Origin of the sequence: Marinobacter sp. JSM 1782161, assembly GCF_011421605.1 — a bacterium.
Classification (GTDB): domain Bacteria; phylum Pseudomonadota; class Gammaproteobacteria; order Pseudomonadales; family Oleiphilaceae; genus Marinobacter_A; species Marinobacter_A bohaiensis.
Genome location: NZ_WSSA01000002.1, coordinates 861,273 through 882,604, shown reverse-complemented (window position 1 = coordinate 882,604; position 21,332 = coordinate 861,273). Strand labels below are relative to the sequence as shown.

The following is a 21,332-nucleotide window of genomic DNA, read 5'->3' as shown; positions in this document are numbered from 1 at the left end:
GGTGGTCACCCGGGTGTTGCATCTGATCGACAGTGGCGGTCTCTACGGAGCCGAAAAAATGCTGCTGACACTGGTACGGGAACAAATCGCCGTCGGCCTGTCGCCGCTCATACTGAGCGCTGGCGAACCGGGAATGGCGGAAAAGCCGCTGGAAACGGAAGCGCGGCGGCTGGGTTTGCCGGTCGAGAGCTGGCGCATGAAGCCCGGCTTCAATCCGTCCGAGGCGCTCAGGATCCTGCGCTGGGCGCGGGAACGGGGCTATGAACTGCTGCATTCCCACGGCTACAAGTTCAACGTGCTGATGGGCATGTGGCCGCAGTCGGTCCGGCGCCTGCCGATGGTGGCGACCTTGCACGGCTACGTGAAGGCGGCGCGCTTCAGCAAGTCCTGGCTGTACGAGTCGTTGGACCGGGTGATTCTGGGGCGACTGAACCGGGTCATCGTGGTGTCCGACGCCATGATGAAGGATATCCCGGAGGGACTGTCGCGCTCGTCCCGCACATCGGTGATTCCCAACGGCCTGGATATTGACGGCTTGCGCCAGGCCGCCGGGCAGCCGCTGCCGGCCGGCTTCGCTGACTTTATCGCTACCCACTCGCCGGTGCTTCTGGGGGTGGGGCGACTGTCCCGGGAAAAGGGCTTTGAGCGTCTGGTCGCGGCGTTCGCCTCGCTGCGGGCGGACCACCCGGAGGCCGGGCTGCTGATCATCGGCGAAGGCAAGGAACGTGCGGCGCTGGCGCGTCAGGCCCAGCAGGTCGGTGTCGCGGAGGCATTGATGATGCCCGGTTACAGCGATGCCGTGCCGGCGTTGATGCAGGCCGTCGATGCGATCTGTCTGCCGTCCTACACCGAAGGTTTGCCGATCACCTTGCTGGAGGCCATGGCGCTGGACGTGCCCGTGATTGCGTCGGACGTCGGTGAAATGGCCGCGGTTCTGGGAAACGGCGAAGGCGGCTTCGTGGTGCGCCTCGACCGGGGCGAGGATCTCCGGGAGGCCGTCGATCAGTGCCTGGCGGCGGAGGTGGACCGTCAGGCCCGAGTCGCCTGGGCCCGCGAGCGGGTTTCCAGGGACTATTCCGGGCAGGCCATGGGGCGCCTCTACCTGTCGGCCTACGAGCAGGTGGCGTCATGAAACTCTGCATCGTCATGGATCAGTACAACCACCCGCACGCCGGCACCGAGAGCCAGGTGTTCAAGCTGGTCGAGGGCCTGAGCCGGAAAGGCTGGGAACTTCGCTTTGCGGTTTTTCGAGGCACGGATTACACCCGCAGTGGCGAATTTCCGGTCCCGGTGGAGGAGCTCGGAGTTGGGCGCGTGGCGGACCCCGGGAGCTGGGGGCGGGTGTATCGGTTTGCGCGAACTCTCAAAGCCGACGGTTTCGGGCTGGTGCATGTGTTTTTCAATGACGCTTCGGTCATCTGCCCGCCGATGATGCGACTGGCCGGTTTGCAAACCATTATTTCGCGCCGGGACATGGGCTTCTGGTATTCGTCACTGTATCTGCGGGCGCTGCGGCTGACGGGGCTCTGGGTGTCGGCGGCCGTGTGCAACAGCGAGGCGGTGGCCACATTGACCCGTGACGCCGAACGCCTGCCGGACAACAAGGTGCACGTGATTTACAACGGGTATCCGGTGGACGCCATGGAACCGGCGATCCTGTCTCCACACCGGCCGCCCGTGGTGATCGGTATCGTCGCCAACCTCCGGCCCATCAAGCGAATCGACGACCTGATTCGCTCTGTGGCGGGGCTGGTTGCCGAAGGCGGTGACGTTGTCCTGCGGATCGTCGGCGGTGGCGATCCGGCGCCGTATCAGGCACTGGCCGAACAGCTGGGGGTGCTCGATCGGGTCCAGTTTGCCGGCAGCCAACCGGATCCCGAACGCTGGATCGAGGCGTTCGACATCGCCGTGCTGTGTTCCGAGTCGGAAGGTTTTTCCAATGCGATCATCGAGTACATGCGTTGCGGCAAGCCCGTGGTGTGCACCCGGACCGGTGGCAACCCCGAGATCGTGTCCGACGGGGAGAACGGCTTCCTGGTTGAGGTGGGGGACGTCGAGGGGATGACGCGGCGGTTGCAGCATCTGATCGAGCGGCCCGAGCTGCGCCAGGCCATGGGCCGGGAAGGGCAGCTGCGGGTTATGAGACGTTATTCCGTGCAAACCATGCTGGATCGTCACGTGGCGCTGTATCGAACATTGATGAAGGAGGAGCGCGCCGCATGATGGAGCAGCTATCGAAGCATGTGTTCTATCCGCTCTGGGACGTGAAGGACCGCAGCCAGCGTCTGGCCGAGTGGAAGGCACTTGAAAGGCAGCAATGGTGGCCGCGGGAAGATATTGAGGCCCTGCAATGGCAGCGGTTGCAGGGCATGATCCGCCACGCCGCACGGAACAGCCCCTTCTACCGGGCTCTGTTGGCCGAATACGGCGTCGAAGCAGAGTCCATTGACTCGCCGGCGGCATTTCGTCGCATACCGGTCACGACCAAACAGAGCATCCGAAACCACCTGGATGCCTTTATCAGCGACGCGTCGTCCAGGGCCTCCCTGGTGACCGCCAAGACCGGCGGATCCACCGGCGTTTCACTGAACCTGTATTTCGACGAGCCCTGTCAGGAGCGTCGCAACGCCGCCCAGTTGCTTGCGGATCGCTGGGCGGGCTGGGATCTGGGCATGAAGCGGGCGTCCGTCTGGGGCAACCCGCCGGTGCCCCATGGCCTGAAGCAGACCCTGCGTCACCACCTGCTGGACCGCACCATCTACCTGGACACGATGGACCTGAACCCGGAGTCGATGGGCGCCTTTGTCGAGCGTTGGCGACGGGAGAAACCCGGCGCGGTGTTCGGCCATGCGCACTCCATCTACATCTTCGCCCAGTATCTGCAGGACAACGGTATCCACGATCTGCGCCCGCACGGCATCGTCGCCACCTCGATGATGCTGTTGGACCACGAGCGGCGGATGATCGAGTCGGCGTTCGACTGCCGGGTCACCAACCGATACGGCTGCGAGGAAGTCGGGCTGATCGCCTGTGAGTGCGAACAGCACAACGGCATGCACCTGAACCTGCCCCACGTCTACGTCGAATTCCTGGATGCCAACGATGAACCGGTGGCGCCCGGAGAGCCCGGCAAGATCGTCGTGACCGACCTGAACAACTTTGCGATGCCGCTGATTCGTTACCGGGTGGAGGACGTCGGCGTGTACTCCGAACGGCGCTGCGAGTGTGGCCGGGGGCTGCCCATACTCGAACGCCTCGAAGGCCGCGTGGCGGACTTCCTCAAACTGCCGACCGGTGGCCAGGTGTCTGGCATTTCCCTGGTGGAGCGCACGCTGACGAAAGTTCCGGGTATTGAACAGATGCAGCTCGTCCAGGAAACACTCGACAACCTGACGATTAACCGCGTGAAGGGGCCCGAGTTCGACGCCGGCACCGATCCGGCGTTGCTGGCCGCGCTGCGTGAAGTGTTTGACGAACGGGTGCGCTGCACCATTCAGGACGTGGCGGCCATTCCCCAGGAGCCGTCTGGCAAGTACCGGTTTTCCATCTGTCGGGTATGAGTATGTGCAGGGGATGAGTATGAACGAACAACCGCTGGTGTCCGTGGTGATCGCCACCTACAACATGGGGCATTACCTGCCGGAAGCGATCCAGTCCGTACTGGATCAGAGCTGGCAGGCGTTGGAAGTGGTGGTCGTGGACGACGGCTCCACGGACAACACGGCAGAGGCCATGCAGGCATTTGCGACTGATGAGCGGGTCCGCTACATCCCGACCGGAAATCAGGGTCAGCCGCGCGCGAAGAACCGGGGTCTGGAAGAGGCCCGGGGGGATTTCATCGCCTTCTGCGACGCCGACGACCTCTGGTCCCGGCGCAAGCTTGAGCTGCAGATGGCGTATTTCGATGATCCCGCCGTGGGCGTGGTGTACAGCGAGGTGTCCTATATCGATCAGGAGGGCGCGCACATCAACAAGGCGCAGCCCTACGAGCGTCACAGCGGCCGTGTGACCGAGCAGCTCATCATCAAGAACTTCGTACCATTCGGCACGGCCGTCATCCGTCGGGCCTGTGTTGAGAAAAACGGCCGCTTCGATGAGTCGCTGCCGATGGGCATCGATTGGGATCTCTGGCTGCGTTATTCCGTCGACTGGGACTTCCAGTACGTCAACGACGTGACCTACATCTACCGGATCTGGGCCGGGCAGATGTCGAAAAACTACCGGGGGCGCTATGACAACGCCTTCCTGATCCTCGAGAAGTTTCTCAGCGCAAACCCCAACGTGATTCCGGAGCGTCTGGAATCGAGGGCGTGGGCCGACATGTACATCAGCCGCGGCATGTCCATTGCCGCCGCTGAAAAGTCCTTCCTGGAGCCCTTCCTGGACGTTGGTCGCGGGCTGCTTCGGGACTGTTTCTACTGGCAGGGGTGGCGGTCCCTGGCCAAGTTGATGTTGCGGCGGGTCTGAGAGAAGGGAAGGCGTAAGAGGCAGGTATGACCGTTAACCAACTGATCTATAAGGTGAGCCGACCGATTGGAGGGCTCCGCCTGGCCCGGTTCCTGGCGCGAAAGCATCCGCGCATCCTGATGTATCACCGCATCTCGCCCCATGACGAACCGGGCAAGATCCACGTCGACCAGTTCCGGGATCAGATGCGGATGATCAAGCGCGATTTTCATCCCATGAACCTGACCCAGCTTATCGAGGCACACCACAGCGGCACGGTGCCGGATCACGCCGTCGTCGTGACCTTCGATGATGGCTACGCGGATTTCGCGGAGTACGCCTTTCCGGTGCTGAAGGAAGAGGGCATACCGGCGACGCTGTTTATCACCACTGGCTTCGTCAACCACGATCTCTGGTTGTGGCCAGATCAAGTGCGCTACGCCATCGATAAAACGGCGCGTCAGGGCCCGGTCACCCTTACGGGGATGGACGCAAGCCTGGATATATCAAGCGATCGGAATCAGGCCTGGAATGCCATCGCTGACCACTGCCTGACGATCCCGAACGATCAGAAAGAAACCTTGATCGCGAACCTGTTTGAGCAACTCGACGTCGCCCGCCCCGCCGGACCACCGCCGGAGTACGAGGGGCTGAACTGGCTGCAGGTCAAATCGATGGTGGAAGAGGGGCTGGACATCGGCAGTCATTCCTACAGCCACCCCATACTGACCAAGCTGCGGCAGGATGCCCTGACCACCGAGCTTGAACTGTCGAGACAGCTGATTCGCGAAAAGTTAGGTGTGGATGCCCAGGTCTTCTGTTATCCCAACGGACAGCCCATCGATTTCAATTCAGAGGTGAAGTCAGCGATCCAGGCGGCAGGATACCAAGTGGCGGTGGCGGCCTTTCCCAGCCGGCATCCGTTGGCGGATCCGTGGGCGATTAATCGGTATCCGGCGAACAAATTGTGGGATTTGTTTGAGAAGAATCTTTATGGGATGACGTATTTGAATAGCCGGACGCTTGTATAGCCATGCGACCCACTGAGCGACAGGATGCGATGACACCCAAGCGCCCCGCGGGCGTTCTGGAAAATATGGCGAAACGGTTCCGGTTTTATCTAACGCGGTTGTTTTTCCGTGTCCTCGGTATCGATCTGGAGCGCCGTTACCAAGAGGTAGCGACGCTCTGGTCGCTGGGCGAGCACGACAGGCGCCGGATGTTGGACAAGCAGCTACGTGATAACAAGCCATTGAACGCCGAAGGGCAGCCCATTGATTCTTTGGAAGGGCTCAGGACCGCTCCGGTCATGGGTAAAAAAAGCCTTGGGAAGCCTTCTACAGGTCGTAAAGCTAAAGGCAGCTTCTCTCGCCACACGGCGGGGACCACTGGTGACCCCACCCATGTGGAGCTCGATACCGTGGAGTTGGCACGCATGCTTGGCGTCCGGGAGTACTGCTTCCGTCACTATGGCGTCCGGCTTGGCATGAGAGAAGCCAGGCTATGGGGTCGCCCGAACAGCGGGATAAAAAACCGGGTTCGTGATTTCGTGCTTAATCGACGTGTGTTCCACCCTGTGGGCGATCACGCGACCGATGCGGTTATAGCGATGCTGAAGTGGAAGCCAGATTATGTTTACGGGTATGCCTCGCTGATTCTTGAGGCCGCCCGAATTCTGAAGCGTGAAAAGATCCGACCGACGGGACTATCTTTGGTGGTCTGTACAGCTGAAACCGTACTTCCGAGCCAGAAGCGATTTATCGAGGAGTCCTTCAACTGCAAGGTTGCCGAAGAATACGGAGCGACAGAGTTTGACATAGTCGCATTCGAATGCCGATCGGGGCATCGGCATTTGGTGAATCCGTGGTTGGTTGTTGAGACGAACGATCTTCAGGAACTGTTAATCACGGATGTGGCAAGAGCGTCACAGGACGTCGCCCGTTACCGAATCGGAGATATTGGCGAAGTAAGTGGAGCAGGTTGCCAAGATTTGGGCGATAACCTCGCACTGATGAGCCTCGAAGGACGTGCGCTCAACCGGTTCGCGTATGGCGAGGGGATGAAAAAATTTCACGCTGTCGAGTTTGCAAAAATAATGGATGCTTACATGGCAGCGGAAAACAGACTGTACTCCTTTTCCATCGAGCAGCATGAGGTCGGCATTGTTGCGGTAACGACGGAGCCAAAACCGGACGATCAACAGCACCTATGCGAATTTGTCGAAAGGCAACTGTTCAAGCGCTGCAGCGTATCCATGACTGTCGAATGGCGTGATACCAGTCTGAAACCCCGGGCGATTGGTAAGAATGGTTATTTTTCCCAGTATCTCAACGCAGAAGGTCTCGACTGTTCCACCGCTTTTCATTCTTCGGGAGTAGTGTCATGACGGATCAGAGCGTCGCCAGTTTAAGTTTTTCAGCCGTTGGTGATGTGTCGCTAGGGGATCATCCTGTGTGTGTCGGGCATGGTATGCGCACGGCTTTCGAAAAGGAGGGGGCGAACGTCCTGGCGGCGGCGCAACCATACTTCAGGAAATCCGACGTCGCGCTCGCTAATCTGGAGACGGTAACAACCAACCGAGGCTTTAATCGCTTCTGGCTGCCGTCTTTTGAAATGAGGGGGAATCCGAACCATCTCGGGTACTTGAAAAGTGCAGGTATCGGCGTGGTTGGAGTGGCTAATAATCATGCAATGCAGCATGGCCGCAATGCCTTTGAAGACATGACGGCCTCACTCCATGAACAGGGCTTGTCGGTTATTGGACTGGATAATGAATCGAGTCGTACCAATTGCCATGAATACGTCCACGAAACTGGCGAAAGAAGCTTATTCGTGGCGTTCTCCATGCGGCCGGAAGAATGGACGAAAGATCCTGTTAAATACAGTTTGCGCGAAAATTTTGCGGATTTGCTTGAGGAAGTAAGATCCTTGCGGAGCGAGTGTGACGGGTTTCTTGTGTGCTCGATGCACTGGGGGCTTGAGTTTATAGACTTCCCGTCCGAACAGCAGGTGGCGTTTGGTCGAGCGCTCATTGATAGTGGCGTTGATGTTGTTCTCGGCCATCATCCCCATGTGTTGCAGCCAATTGAGCGTTACAAGAACGGCCTGATTTTCTATTCTTTGGGGAATTTTGTCTTCGATCTGTGGGGGCGGCAGACCAAGCTCACCGGGATCGCAAACGTGGTCCTTCGAAAGGGGGCCGAGCCTGCATTCGAGTTTGTACCCATGGTGATTGGCGACAGCCTGACGCTGGAGGCTGCTGGCCAGGAAGACGCCAAGGAGATTGACTCTCTGCTTTCCTGGGACCGTTTCGCGAACCTCGAAAGCCGACCAAAAACCGAATCGGAGTATGTCGAGCTTTATAAAGCGGCCCGTAAAACGTTCCGCTATTCCAGCTATCGTTACTTCCTTAAGAACTTTTACAAGTACCCATTTCACTTCTTCGTGCAGTCATTGGCTCGTACTGCGTTGCGCCGACTGACGGGCACTTGATGCTGGTTGCTCTGAAGCGAGATCGCGGACCACCTGTTCCAGCTTGGCTTTATCTTGCTCCCAGTTGTATTGCTCCTGAATGGCTGAAAAGCCTTTTCGGCCAAGAAGCTCCCGTAGACTGGGATCTCTGAGTTTTTCGAGATTCAGAGCGATAGCTTTCGAAATATCATCTCCTTCGCAGACCAGCCCGCAGTCGGCTTCCTGGATGATCCGCCTAATCGGTATGACCGGCGTTGTGAGAACAGGGAGACCGGCGAGCATGTAATCGAAGATTTTGTTGGGGATGGTGTGGTTCCAATGGCCGCAGACCCGATAAGTCAGGGCGCCAACATTGGCATTTCCCAGCAAGCGATCTACGTCTTCCTGTTCCAGCCAACCATGGATCTTGACGCATTCTCCGACGTCGAGTGTGGCGACTAGATCAATGAGTTCCTGACGGGCGGCTCCTTTCCCAACAATATCCACTCGTATATCGCTTTTATCGTACCCAAGCTCAATAAACTGCTTTACGCCCTGTATTAGAAGATCCAGCCCCCTGAGTCGGGTAAGAAAGCCGACATAGACGAGGCGAATTTGATGACCTTCATGCTCATGAACCTGGCTGTTGTACTTGTTTTGCGGAGGAGTATTGCTGACGATCGTAACTTTTTCTGGAGACATGCCTTTGCCAAGAAGGCGATTGCGAGATTCTTCAATCATTACCAGAGTGTGGTCGACTCTTGGCAGGGTTCGAGACTCATACCGTTCCGCCAGCGCCGGATGCTTGGCAAGTTTCTCCAACGAGTTTTTCCTGGAGAATTGTCGTGAAGATGCATACATCTCTGGATAGACCTCAGCCATATCCAGCATCACTTTACCTTGCCTGAGTCTGGCGCACAGTATACCTGTGCGAATAAGGGGCAAGTCTCTGATGATGAAAAGCGGCGAATCGCTACCTTTTGAGTAACGTAAAATTGAAATTAACCAAATCGGGTTGAACCAGGCTGGCAAGAAAGCCAGCTTGATTAATTTGCTGGGTAGCCACTTGATGTTAGGGAGTCTGCGTATCGCGATATCGCCCTGAAGGCTTTCGCTTTGGTTTTGCTTATGGTTGTTTGAAATTATTGTTACCGAGTGACCGAATTCCGACAGTGCAAGTGCCAGCTTTTCAACTCGAACGTCCCAAGGGTAATCTTCCTTGTAAATCAGAAAAATTTTCAACGAAGGAATCCTTTCAGCCAGCGTAAATGCGAGAGCGTTGTGACTAGTTGCCTAACTTAATTTTACCGATAAGAAAGGCAACCGTTCTACATCACAGAGAGAATATTTCGTGGTTTCGATCTACTCTACGGTCAAAGACTCTGGCTCGCTAGGGCATTTTTCACAGACAGGAAACCCGGATTGGTTTGCATCACCATTTTCGTCGACAACGTAAATATAAAGATTAGCGAAGGAGTCAAAGCCGAGCAGATTCATTTCGGCTTGAATCTCACCGCTATCCCAAGAGTTGATCTTCAACAATTCACGGTGACTGGTTGGATCCCACGTAGGTGAATCAGAGATTTCGACTCGGGCCTGTGACTTGGAAACGTAAATGTCGGTCATACGGAAGTTCAGGTTGCCGTAATTGCTGGCAATACTTGGGTCGAACCCAACCAAGCCGACACTTAATCCCGATGAGTTGCTGGCTTTCTCAAATGTGGTCACATTGTGCTTGCGTTCGCCGTTGAGCCAGGTGCGGATCAGTCCGGAGTCCGCGTCGACGTACATTTCAAGGTGGTTCCACTCGTTTGCGTTCGGTTGAGTAGTTGCCCAGTTTGGTGAAGTGTCGTTCACGTCGTTGAATGTCATGTGCATTTGAGTCCAGGAGATCCTCGTGCCGGTTCCATCGCTTAGGTCCCAAACCCTGGCAAATTTGTTCGAGCCGCCGCTGTCGGCCCGTTGGTTGGGCTTGAACCACCATGACATGTAGATTTTTCTGTTCTGCTGATTTTCGAGTGCGGCCGGCCAACCCAAGTAAGACTTTGTTTCACCGTAATAAACCGCACTGGAATCTGATGAACGCATGTCACCTGATCGCGTAATGCTTATCGGAGTGCCGTATACGTTTGTGTGGGTCCAAGGGCTGTTGTCCTCAGAAATAGCCGCTCCATCGCTTAAAGCTGAATAAACAGACTGATTATCGACGGTATCGTAGAGCACTGTTACGGCATCTGCATTGGAAAAACCCGACCCCTGTATTGTAATCGTTCCACCGTTCGTGAACTCACCGGAGACTGAGTTGACGGAAGGGGCTGCGAAGACACTTGCTGAGAAACCAAATATCGCGACAGCCAGCATTTTTTGCCGTAACGAATGCAATTGCAGAATCATGATACACCTCGGTAATATGCAGCTGTAGACTTTACCCAATCCCAATGAAAAGGCCGTCAGATCCTGTGCTTACCTACTCTTAAAAAGCTTACACCAAGTTGCCGTAGTTATTAGGAACGATTTTGCATAAACACGATAAGGAAGTTCTTGGTGACGAATAGAACAAGTGTAGTCGTAAACGGTCCCGTAAGGATTCTCCTTGTGGTTCGTTGGCCCGTTGGCGGTATCCGGACTTTCCTGCGTTATGTTTTAAATGAATTGCCACCTAATCGGTTTTCGTTTTCTATCGTTGCCGTTGAAACCGAGGGGATGAAAGCGCTTCGCGAGGAACTCAGCGAACGTCTGGCAACGATAGTCACTGTCCCGCCTGACGGTGCCGAGGGAAAAAACATGCTTTTAGCCTCGCTCAAACTGGTTAAAAGCCAGTCATTTGACTTGATCCATGCCCATGGCTTCACGTCAAATATTATCGCGACCTTGCCGAGCATCCTCTCTCGAAAGCCGCTACTGTGCACCTCGCATGATGTTATTAACGATGCCCAGTTCAAGGGTCGCAAAGGCTGGTTCAAGAAGGCTGTCTTGCGTTTTTCCCTGGGCCGGTGTGCAGCAGTGCATTCGGTGTCCAGCGACGCCCAATCCAATCTGCGTGACTTTTTTCCCGGCCTTCCGACCGAAAAAACCGTTGTGATTTACAATGGTATCAAGTCGGACTGTTTCGTTTCAGCGTCTCCTCAGAACCTTAATGAGACACTCGATCTGGATCCCGAGGTTCCAGTGATCGGTTTCTTTGGACGTTTCATGGGGCAAAAAGGGTTTCGAGTGCTCGTCGATGCCATTGAAATCATAAAGAAAGACGGTCTCATGCAGAATGTGCATGTGGCTTGTTTTGGATCAGGAGCCTTCATCAGGGAAGAGCAGATTGATATCGACCGGCGTGGGCTGGGTGCTTCGTTTTCGTTCATTCCGTTTACGGCCGATGTGTCCGGAATGATGAAAGGATGCCGGGTTATCGCCATGCCCTCACTCTGGGAAGCCTGCCCCCTTCAGCCTATGGAGGCGTTGAGTGCAGGTGTTCCGTTCGTCGGCACCAACTGTCTGGGGCTTCGTGAGGTTCTGCAGGACACGCCGGCGAAGGTGGTGCCGGTCTGCGACGCGGAGGCACTGGCGAATGCCATTGCTGAGTTGGTCGCTGACGGCGATCTGGAATTTAAGCGATTCGCACCCTTAGCGGCTGAAAGGTTCGATATCAGTAGAACGATAGCCGAAATTGAAGCGCTCTACACCAAGGTCACTCAATGACGCTGCGAAAGGCAAGAATGAAAGGCGACCCGGACGTTGAAACGCAGTTGGCATTCCGACTGTATATCGTCTACCTGATCAGCTTCTTTTTGCACCTACCGGCAAGATTGGGCTTTCTCGGCGTCATTCGATTCGATTTCTTGTTGGTCGGCCTCACCACTTTCCTGATTCTGAGCGTAAAGACCACAAAAGATACGCGGCTGGATTCAGCTTCCAGGTATCTGCTCGCTATTTTCGTGTTTGCGATCCTGACCTTGCCCGTCGTCGAATGGCCTGGCTCTGTCATCAACAACGGCATGGTGGCATTCATAAAAGGCGCGATATTCTATTTCTTTACCGTCAATCTCGTCTCAAATGAGCGTCGTTTAAAAACGGTTATCTTCGTTTTTATTGCGTGCAATACGATTCGTATCCTTGAGCCCTTGATCATGCACGTGACGACCGGGTATCTGGGGTCGGCGACTTATCTCGGCGATGGGGATTACGCCGGTCGCCTTGCCGGCGCACCGTCAGACACAGTCAACCCAAACGGCCTCGCTTTCATCATCGCGACGGTCTTACCGTTTCTGCATTACGTTGTCGCTCCAATCAGCCGAAAGATGTTCGCGTTATACGTTCTTCTTTTCCCGGTTCTCTTGTACACCATGGGGCTTACGTTATCCCGCTCAGGGGTGCTGGCCATTGCTATTATTGCCTTTGGCGTTTTTCTGAAGAGTAAGAGGAAGGCGTTGCTGGCGATGATAGGGATTGCCGGTTTAACGGTGATTTTTCTGAACCTGAATGACATCCAACGTGACCGCTACCTGTCGCTCGTCAGCCACGACACTCGCCAATCGGCCTCCGCTGAAGGGCGAATCGAGGGCTGGGTGAGCGACTTCAAAGTCGCCATGAACCGCCCGATCATCGGGCACGGCCTGGGCACGTCCCGGGAGGCCAACTGGAACGTGGCCGGTAAGGATCAGATTTCCCATATCCTCTGGGCGGAAATCTGGCAGGAGATTGGCCTGATTGGTCTTATCCTGTTCATTCTCTACCTGCAGGCCATGATCCGGAACTTCCTCAAGGCCGGGCGGCTGATACGGACGATTTCCAAGGACGATTTCCTGTTCCGGGCGAACGAGGCCATGCAGGTCTGGCTGTTGATGAACCTGCTGTTCAGCCTCGCCAGCTATGGCCTGAAGAGCTATGAGTGGTACTTCTTCGGCGGGTTGTCGGTGGTGTTGCTGAATATGGTGAACCGGAAACTGGAGGAGAAGTCTGAAAGCAAGTCTTTGGTTCCTGTGTCCGGGAACACGATTGCCGATAAATATCCGCTGGCAGGCCGGGTGAACGAGTACCACCCCCGTCGCTAACGCGTTGCGGCCGTCCTGCTGCGGGAATGACTCATCCGGTCAGGACGGCCATTCCACCTTGCGTAATCCGAGGGCGGTGAGACAAAGCTTTGTTCCCTGAAACACATCGTGCTTGAGTTCGCGGCGGCTGGTTGGCGGTAGGGTCTGTGAAAACAGGCCGAACGCCTCTCGCAGTTTCCCTTTGCGAATCAGCAGGGTCTGGAATTCCCGCTTCATATGACGTACCAGATCCGCAAGGGTGTCCTGAAGTTCCCGGGTGGTTTCCAGATGCACCAGGCTCGCCCGGCTGCGGATGAAGTTGAACATCATCCGCTCCGGATCCCCGCTCATGTTCAGGTCGTGCAGTCTTCTCTCGAATCCGACGTCCGGCACGACGACCAGAGGGCCTTTCAGCGCGACCCGATAGATCAGGTGGAAGTCCTCACAGGCCCTGAGGGACACGTCGAACCCCTGTTCGGCGTCCACCACGGAGCGGCGGAACAGGGGCGATGAGGCGATCGTGAAGTTTTCGTCGATCAGGATTCGGCGGCATTCGGTGGACGGGAGTGTGATGGCCTGCTGGCCCGAGTCGGCCAGTCGCGCGGTGATCGTTGGGCAGGTGGCGAAATGGTCCACCGACGTCTCGGTATCGGTGAAATTCCGGTAGTTGCTGATGACCGCAACGGCGTCGGGGTGGTCCTGGAACTGGCGGACCTGTTGCGCGATTTTCTCCGGAAGCATGATGTCGTCCGCGTCGAAGAAGGTAATGAACTCTCCCTGCGCGTGCTTCAGGCCATTATTGCGTGGCGCGGCACAGCTCCCGCTATTGGGCTGATGGATATAGCGAACGCGTGGCGCATGGGCCTGGACGAGCTCCGCCGTGCTGTCGGTGGATCCGTCATCGACGACGATGATCTCAATATTGGCGTAAGTCTGTGCCTCTATGCTCTGCAGGGTGTCATCGAGATACTGTTCCGCGTTGAAGGCGGGAATGATGACCGTAACCAGCGGTTGTTCCGTGGAGCGTGCCATTCCAGGAGTCCATCCAATCTAGCGTTTTAGTGTTGACCCTTCTTTCTCAGGCCCGAATCCGCAGCGGACCGGTCTACAAAAGGGCTTTAAGGCGCTGCTGTGGGATCAGTTGTCTCAGTATATCTTTCTCTTCCCTCGAAAAGCTGAGCTTGACGCCGATCAGCGTGGTGGCAAAGGCGACGGCTGCCGCGTAGCTGAAGATGGTGAGGTAGCTGGTCAGATCTCCGGCCTGGCCCACGAGATAATAGGCGATGGCCAGTGTCGGCAGCATGACGGCGATCGGGCGCGCCAGGCTCGCATAGTACTCGGATGCCGGCATCCCAAGGACGCGACAGGCGAGGGCGGGAAGGAAGACGATCCGCAAGACGAGCAGGGGAATCATGGTGCCAAAGGCCACGCCCATCAGGCCGTAGAATTGAACCAGGATCACGCTCAGGATCAGGTTGCAGCCCACCTCGACGAGATCCAGCTTGGCGATGACCTGATGCCGGTTCATGGCGTACATGGCGGAGTTCAGGGGATGGTTGGCAAAGCCGATCATGCGCCCGACCAACAAGACGACCATAACCCAGTAGGCGATCTGGTAATCCGGCCCCATCCAGCGGGCGATGAAGGCCTGGCCGAAGATCACCAGTCCGCCGCCGGCCACCATCGCCAGCACCAGGTTGATGCGGGTGACGAACAGCATCTTTCTGTTCATTTCCGCCTGCTCGCCTTTGGCGTGATACCCGGTAAACACCGGCACGAACATATTGGTGGCCTGGCTCAGGAACTGCGCCAGGTAATCCACCAGGCGCACGCCGATGGCATAGGGCGTGACACTGGCGGCGGAGAGGAAGCCGGCGATGACGAAGTTGTCGACATTATTGCGGAGCTGGTAGGCAATGGCGATGACGAAGGACCAGGCGCTGTACTGAAACAATTCCTTGCCCATGGTCCGGGTAATGAATCGACGCCGGAACCGAAGCTGCGGAAAGGCGCTTTTGCAGATCAGGTAATAGAGCAAATTGGACAGGCGCGCGGTGGCAAAGGTGATCACGGCCAGGGCCACGATGCCGTAGCCGTGGCTGATGAACCAGACGTTCAGGCCGGCGCCGATCAGTGTGGTCACGATCCGGGCCAGCGCCACCTGATGGAAGCGCAACCGTGCGCCCGCAACGCCGGCGAGGGCGTTGAACGGGAATTCCAGCGCAACCGACACGCCGATGATCATCACCAACAGCTGGATGATGTCCTTGTCCGCCTCCGTGTCGAAGAACCAGCGGCTGGCGAAGCCGATGGCGACACTGGCCACGGCAATGACGGCGGCGATCACCAGATAGATGGCCAGGGCGGTGTTGACGACCCGGTTGGCTTCGTGGTGGTCGTCCAGTTTCAGGAAGCGGCTGGCGTAGCGCGTTACGGCGGTGGCCATGCCCATGTCGAACAGGTGGTAGGCCGCCGCCAGACTGCCAACGACGGTCCAGACGCCGTACCAGTGATCCCCGAGCTCGTGGATCAGGAACGGCATCATGAAGAATGCGACGGCGATCGACACGAACGTCTGCGACACTCGCGTGACGGAGCCTTTCAGGAGCGTGGTTGCGATGGACACGTCAGTAGCGGTTCTGTGGCTTGATTTTCTTGAGCCAGCGGATGGCCGGAGCCGGCAGGTAGCTCAGTGCGATGTAGAACAGCGAGTCGTTGCTCGGCCGCAGCCGCCGGGCGCTACGAAAAGCTTCCCGCGCTTCCCGCAACTGGAGCTGGCTGAAGTAGGAATAGCCCATGTCGTGGTAATAGCGCGCTATCTTGCCATCCAGGACGTCAAGGGCGGTGGCGTCGTGCTGATGAAAGCGTTTCATCTTGGTGATGGCTTTGATGATGCCGGGCGCACGGTCTTCAATATTGCGCAGGGAGATACTGCCGGAACGCACGCGGTACTGGTGATAGATGGCCGGCAGGAATACGAGATCAAACTGGCTGGCCACGGCTTGCCACATGATGGCATCGTCGGCGTTGCGGACTTCTTCGTCGAATCCGCCGACCGCGTCGAACACCTGGCGGCGAATGGCGACCCCGGACGTCCCGACGTAGTTCGAGCGTGCCAGTCCCTGCAGAGCGGTTCGGGATTCGATCAGCCAGGCTCCATCGCGGACTTGGGTCTTGTGTAACTGGTGGAGTGTCTCATAGGGCGCCAGGAAGTCGGGGTCGATGACGTGGCCGCCTTCATCGATGCAGGCAAATCCGGTAAACACCATGCCCGCGCTGGGAGCGGCGTCGAAGGCGTCGACCGTGTGCTGAAGTTTGTCCGGCAGCATCAGGTCGTCCGAGTCGAAGATAAAAATCACGTCGCCCCGGGCTTCGCGAATGGCGCGATTGCGGGGAATCGACGGCCGGCCGCTGTTGGCCTGGTGGATGTAGCGAATGCGTGGGTCTTCGAACGTCCCGATCACCTCTGCCGTTCTGTCGGTCGATCCGTCGTCGACAATCAGCAGTTCGAAATCCTGGTAGCTCTGGTCGAGTATGGAGCGGAGGGTTTCGGCGATGTAGTCCTGGGAGTTGAAGGCCGGAATAATGATGGATACTGGAGGCATTGGCTTCCCTGCAGTCGATAAAGCGCGCCTTTAATTGTTGGGATTGAGTATAGACCAATGCCCCCGGCGTAAGAACCGTCTGGGCGGGGATTTTTCGGGGGGCGTGGGCTTTTGAAGGTGCTCCCGGCGGCGCCGTTTTGTCGACGGCGCCGCCGGGAAGAGGTTTGCCTAGAACGTCATGCCTTCGACGGATGAGGTGTAGGAGTCGCCGCTGGTGACGCCGCCGCCAATGACCAGCACCTGGCCGTTCACCGTGGCCGACGCGGCGCCGTGCTTGGGCGTCGGTACCTGGGTCAGCGGACGCCAGGTGTTGGATACCGGGTCATACTCCTCATTGTTTTCGAACACGCCGGAGGGCGATTCGGGGTTGGACTCGCCGGCCATCAGCTGTGCCTTGCCATTCAGCGTGCCGATCGCCATGGCCCGGCGGCCGGTGGGCATCGGGGTCTGCAGGCTCCAGCTTGCCGATGGGCCAGTGAGCATTTCCACGGACACCAGGGTGTTGTTGGGCACGCTGCCGTCGGCGTTGCGTTCCCGCCCGCCGAACACGTAGATCTTGCCGTCCAGCAGGGCCGACGCCGCGTTGTCGCGCCGTACGTTCATCGACGGGCCGGTCTGCCAGGTGCCGGAAGACGGGTTGTAGATGTCCACGCTGTTCAGGGACGAGCCCTGGGCGTTCATGCCGCCGATCACGTAGATGAGCCCGTTCATGGCCTGGGCCGTTGCGCCGCCGCGTGCCGTCGGCATGTCGGCCAGGGAGGTCCAGCTGTTGCTGCCCGGGTTGTAGACCGCCGCGTTGTTGACGGCGCCGGAGAATGGGGCCGTGGAGCCGCCGAACACGTAGATCTGGCCGCCGGATGCCACCACCGCCGGGTTCTCAACCCCTTCGCCTGGCAGGGATGCGCCGGTACTCCAGCTGTCGCTGCCCGGGTTGTAGATGCGCAGCGTATTGAGGTGGCCGCTGCCGTTCTTGCCGCCCACCACATAGACCTGGCCGTTGACGGAGGCCGCAGCGGCATCCAGCACCGGTGCCGGTAACGGGGCGAGTGTTTCCCAGCAGCCCAGGCTTTCCGGTTGCAGGACCGTGACCTTACCGCCGCCGAACTCGCCCACGAACAGCACGCCTTCCGGCGAGCGGGTCATCGGCAGAGGATCGTTGAAGCCACTGACCAGCGGTGCGCCTTCCACCGCCTGCAGGCCGTTTTCGTTCAGCAGCACGCGGTAGATGTCGTCGCCGATGGAGTAGTTGGTGACCAGCAACTGGTTGTTCAGGAACTCGCCTACGCAGCCGCTGGCGCCGTCGTACTCGATGATGGCGTTGGAGGACTTGTGGTCACCCAGGTTGAACAGCGGTTCGGTGTAGTTGGGCAGCGGCGCAACGCCCTGGTACGAGCCGTCCTTGAACACGCACTCGTCGCGGTACGGGTTGGGGTGCCCGTAGTACATGCCTTCGACGATCCGCAACAGCAGGTCCGGTTGTTCACCCGGGTTGTGGCCGCCGTTCAGGTAGCTGCCGGTGCTGCCGAACCCGAGGCAGGGCGGTTCCGGTGAGGGCGGGAAGGTGCCGGTTACGCCCAGGCCGTTGTCGGTGGCGTACATGCTGCCGTTGCTGTGGAATACGAAGTCGTAGCTGTTGCGCAGGCCGGTGGCGTAGGTTTCCACGTCACACGGTGGGGGCCCGAAAATGTTGCTGGTATTCGCGCAGGTGCCGTCGAACCCGGCGGCGAAGACATCCGCCACGACAATGGCCGCGCTCAGGGGCTGCTCCTGCATGTCCCCGAACTCCGAGTTGGAGTTGTTCGGGGCACCGGCGCCGGTATTGCCTCCGACCGCGATGTACAGGCGGTTGTCATCCCCGAAGTGAATCGAGTTGATCGAATGGTTGGCCTTGGCCCGGGGCAGGCCGGTGATGATGTTGTCGACCTGGTTAAAGCCGCTGCCGGACAGCCGCGTGATCATCCCCGAGTTGGGCTCGCCGTCGTCGATCGACGGGCTGGAGTGGGCCAGCCACAGATCGACATTGCCCGCGGTCGCGTTCGGCCCCACCGTGATGCCCAGGGTCAGGCGCGGACCCAGGGCGTCTTGCAGCGAGGTGATGGTTTCGGTATCGACCAGGTTGTAGTCCTCATCGAACGTCAGCGCCTGGATACTGCCGAAGAGCTGTGACACGTACAGCCGGTCGTCCGGTCCCCAGACCATGGAGGTCGGGTAGTCCAGGTCGTAGCTGTTGCGCAGGAACTCGATGCCGGAATCCGGCGACAGGGGTGTGCCGCCCACTTCCAGCGTGAAGTCGTCGAACCGGTAGACCATCGGTGAGGACGCATAGCGATGGGTACCGAAGATGCCGGTGAAGCTGCGGGTGCCGATCTGCGGGTCTATGCCGGCCGCATCGAAGCTGAAGAACTCATCCGGCGGGGTCAGGGTGACCGCCTGGACACTGGTGCCGCCATCAAGCTGATAGCGTAACTCCACCGTCTGCGAGTAGGGATTCACGATCATGGTGAAGGTGACATCGCGCCCGGGCAGGTTGCTCACGGTGATGTTTCTCTCGGCCACGGTCTGGCCACCCACCTCCATGAAATAGTGGATACGTGGTCCGGCGGGATGGGACAGGGCGACCAGCTTGATGTAGTTGTCCTGGTCGTTGCCAAACCAGAGCCCCGCCTGCTCGTAGTTACCGCTGCCGGCGGGGACGTCCAGGAGTTGCGCCGTAATGCGGGTGATCTGGTTGGGCGCTGCGAAACCAACGCCCAGGGCGTTCTCCTGGTTGTTATTGCCGGCGTACTGGATGCCGGAATTGGTGGTCAGCAAAAGCACGCCCTCGAGGATGTTCATCTCCAGCTTGCTGGGCACATAGCCGTTGCCGGAATCGGGCTGGTCGATCCAGGTAAAGCCGGTGCCCAGTCCGTTGCTGTCCATCAGGTAGCCCTGGCTTTCGGTAAAGCTGAGCTGGTAGGGCAGTTCGACGCGGACGTCGGTGCAGGAGATGGGGGCACAGTTACCGCTGCTGGAGAGCGACAGGGTGACCGGGATGTCCAGGTCCGGGAATCCGGAGGCCGTGATCGTCACCGTGGCGGCGTAATTGCCCGCCGCCATGCCCGAGGCATCCACGCTGACCTGGATGATCTGGGGCGTGGTACCCGACGGGGGCGACGCCGACAGCCAGGGCATGTTGGTGCTGACGGTGAAATCGTGGGTCTCACTCATGGAGTGGGAAATGTCCACCGATTGCGAGGCGATGGGCGAGTCCGGGGAGCCGCTAAAGGTCAGGCTGGCCGGCGCCGCGACCAGACCGTCCGGATCGTCGGTGATGGTCAGGGTGTAGGTCAGGCTCGCATCGGCATAGCCATCCGCATCTGCGGTGACAGTGCCGGTGTAGGTGCCGACGCTGAGGCCAACCGGGGAAGCGGTGACGGTGACCTGGGCCGGTGTGCTGCCGGAGTTGCCGCTGGCGCTCAGCCAGGCGGCGTTGGATGACAGCGCGAAGTTGGCGCCGGAGTCGTCGCTGGCGGACAGGCTGACGGTGTGCTCCAGCACATCGTCGTTATCGATGTGCCGGGATCCGGCCAGGGTCGTGGGTGAAAAACTCAGCGCCACCGCGTCATTGAGCACCTCGAAGAAAACCGTGGTCTCGTGGAGCGTGTTGGCGTCATCCCGGACGACGGCGGTAATGGTGTGGCTGCCGTCCGCCAGGGTGGTGGTGTCGAACGGATAAGCGGTGTCGTTGGGCGCCGTGCCCGCAAAATCATAAGGCGGCAGGCCTTCGGTCTGGATCGGGCTGCCGGATTTGGTGGCGTCGTCCAGATAGAACTGCACGCGGTTGATGCTGCCGTTGTCCGGAACGAACACGAAAATGTCGCCGGCCACCTGCGCGCCCTGCAGTGCGGAGGCACCGCTGCGGCTCGAATTGGTGCTGACCAGCAGGTTGTAATCGCCGCTGGGGGCGGGAGTCACTTCCAGGCTGACGTTGATCTGGTCGCTGGCGACATTGTCGCCCGAGGCGGTAATCACGGCGCTGTAGGAGCCGGCTGTCAGGCCGTCCGGCGAGGCTGTGACCGTCAGGTTACCCGGCGTGGTGCCGGAGGTGGGGCTGACGGACAGCCAGGTGGCGTTGTCGCTGATGCTGAAATCCGCCGTCGTGCCGGCGGCGGTATCGAGCCCCACCGAGGCGGTCAGCGTGTCGCTGTCTCCCTCGGCGGCGGTGAAGCTCAGGGTATTGGTCGAGAACTCGAACGCCGGAGCGGCGTTGTCCACCACAAAGGCGGCGGACACCAGTTCCGTGACGCCACCGCTGTAGGTGACCCGTGCGTAAACGGTGTGCTGGCCATCGTTGATCGTCTGGGTGTCGAAAGGTATGGCCGTGTCGTTCGGCGCCGTGCCGTTGAAGTCATAGGGACTGACGAACTCGGTCTTGCGGGGGGATGACGGAGGTGGGTTGTCCAGATAGAAGTCCACCTTCGTGATGCCGGATTCCGTGGTCGTAAAGATATAGGTCAGCCCTGACAGCTCCGCTCCCGAGAGGCTCGCTGGCGCAGAGCGGTTGGGAAAGGAGCTGACCATCAGCGATGGGACGGCCAGAGCCTGGCCGGCCAGCGTCAGCCCGCTGACAATGAGTAACAGTGAAACCACGATGCGGCGTAAACCGCCGGTAAACGTCAGGAAAAAAGCTGCCGAGCGTAATGCCTGGGTTGTCAGTTTCATGGGACCATAACCTCCCGCTGGATCCGAACGCGATGTCCAGTGGCATTAGCAGCATCAGGAGTGCCATAGGCGATAACGCACTTCTAGAACAATGTGATAACCTCAC

General features: G+C 58.6%; 15 protein-coding genes. 9 read left to right on the top strand and 6 right to left on the bottom strand.

Features of this window, described 5'->3' with window-relative positions; all coding sequences use genetic code 11:
- The first annotated feature begins 58 nt into the window (after positions 1-58).
- Genes GQB00_RS03830 through GQB00_RS03800 form a run of 7 tightly spaced genes read left to right on the top strand, consistent with a single transcriptional unit; the run spans position 59 to position 7,938 of the window.
- Positions 59-1,132: a glycosyltransferase gene (locus GQB00_RS03830; protein WP_165855284.1), complete on the top strand. Its 1,074-nt coding sequence runs from the start codon at positions 59-61 to the stop codon at positions 1,130-1,132.
- Positions 1,129-2,223, top strand: a complete 1,095-nt coding sequence (locus tag GQB00_RS03825) for a glycosyltransferase family 4 protein (RefSeq protein WP_165855283.1) — start codon at positions 1,129-1,131, stop codon at positions 2,221-2,223. The genes GQB00_RS03830 and GQB00_RS03825 overlap by 4 nt, the downstream gene beginning before the upstream one ends.
- Positions 2,220-3,560 (top strand): phenylacetate--CoA ligase family protein, encoded by a 1,341-nt coding sequence (locus tag GQB00_RS03820; RefSeq protein WP_165855282.1) that lies wholly within the window; start codon positions 2,220-2,222, stop codon positions 3,558-3,560. Before GQB00_RS03825 ends, GQB00_RS03820 begins: the two co-directional genes overlap by 4 nt.
- A 19-nt stretch (positions 3,561-3,579) precedes the next feature.
- On the top strand, positions 3,580-4,467 hold the full coding sequence (locus GQB00_RS03815) for a glycosyltransferase family 2 protein (RefSeq protein ID WP_165855281.1): 888 nt from the start codon (positions 3,580-3,582) through the stop codon (positions 4,465-4,467).
- 26 nt (positions 4,468-4,493) lie between these two features.
- A complete protein-coding gene (locus tag GQB00_RS03810) occupies positions 4,494-5,477 on the top strand; it encodes a polysaccharide deacetylase family protein (RefSeq protein ID WP_165855280.1) in 984 nt (327 codons plus the stop codon).
- Positions 5,478-5,506: 29 nt separating this feature from the next.
- A complete protein-coding gene (locus tag GQB00_RS03805; protein WP_165855279.1) occupies positions 5,507-6,832 on the top strand; it encodes a CoF synthetase in 1,326 nt (441 codons plus the stop codon).
- Positions 6,829-7,938: a CapA family protein gene (locus GQB00_RS03800; RefSeq protein WP_165855278.1), complete on the top strand. Its 1,110-nt coding sequence runs from the start codon at positions 6,829-6,831 to the stop codon at positions 7,936-7,938. The genes GQB00_RS03805 and GQB00_RS03800 overlap by 4 nt, the downstream gene beginning before the upstream one ends.
- Here the strand turns inward: GQB00_RS03800 and GQB00_RS03795 are convergent.
- Together GQB00_RS03795 and GQB00_RS03790 are read right to left on the bottom strand one after the other, a co-directional pair.
- Positions 7,897-9,138 (bottom strand): glycosyltransferase family 4 protein, encoded by a 1,242-nt coding sequence (locus tag GQB00_RS03795; RefSeq protein ID WP_165855277.1) that lies wholly within the window; start codon positions 9,136-9,138, stop codon positions 7,897-7,899. The genes GQB00_RS03800 and GQB00_RS03795 overlap by 42 nt on opposite strands.
- A gap of 120 nt (positions 9,139-9,258) precedes the next feature.
- Positions 9,259-10,290 carry a hypothetical protein gene (locus GQB00_RS03790; RefSeq protein ID WP_165855276.1) on the bottom strand — a complete coding sequence of 344 codons (1,032 nt, stop codon included), beginning with the start codon at positions 10,288-10,290 and terminating at the stop codon, positions 9,259-9,261.
- Positions 10,291-10,491: 201 nt separating this feature from the next.
- On the opposite strand from GQB00_RS03790, the gene GQB00_RS03785 reads away from it, so the two are divergent.
- Positions 10,492-11,589, top strand: a complete 1,098-nt coding sequence (locus tag GQB00_RS03785; RefSeq protein ID WP_165855275.1) for a glycosyltransferase family 4 protein — start codon at positions 10,492-10,494, stop codon at positions 11,587-11,589.
- The gene (locus tag GQB00_RS03780; protein ID WP_165855274.1) at positions 11,586-12,941 is read left to right on the top strand and encodes an O-antigen ligase family protein; all 1,356 of its coding nucleotides are present in this window, start codon (positions 11,586-11,588) and stop codon (positions 12,939-12,941) included. Before GQB00_RS03785 ends, GQB00_RS03780 begins: the two co-directional genes overlap by 4 nt.
- Before the next feature lie 39 nt (positions 12,942-12,980).
- Here GQB00_RS03780 and GQB00_RS03775 read toward each other — a convergent pair whose 3' ends face one another.
- The 4 genes from GQB00_RS03775 to GQB00_RS03760 all read right to left on the bottom strand — a co-directional run bounded on the left by GQB00_RS03775 (position 12,981) and on the right by GQB00_RS03760 (position 21,226).
- A complete protein-coding gene (locus tag GQB00_RS03775; RefSeq protein ID WP_165855273.1) occupies positions 12,981-13,952 on the bottom strand; it encodes a glycosyltransferase family 2 protein in 972 nt (323 codons plus the stop codon).
- Between the two features lie 73 nt (positions 13,953-14,025).
- Entirely contained in the window at positions 14,026-15,546 is a 1,521-nt protein-coding gene (locus GQB00_RS03770; protein WP_165855272.1) for a lipopolysaccharide biosynthesis protein, read from the bottom strand.
- A 1-nt stretch (position 15,547) separates the two neighbouring features.
- A complete protein-coding gene (locus tag GQB00_RS03765; protein WP_165855271.1) occupies positions 15,548-16,525 on the bottom strand; it encodes a glycosyltransferase family 2 protein in 978 nt (325 codons plus the stop codon).
- A gap of 168 nt (positions 16,526-16,693) precedes the next feature.
- Positions 16,694-21,226 (bottom strand): kelch repeat-containing protein, encoded by a 4,533-nt coding sequence (locus GQB00_RS03760; protein WP_165855270.1) that lies wholly within the window; start codon positions 21,224-21,226, stop codon positions 16,694-16,696.
- Positions 21,227-21,332: the final 106 nt, after the last annotated feature.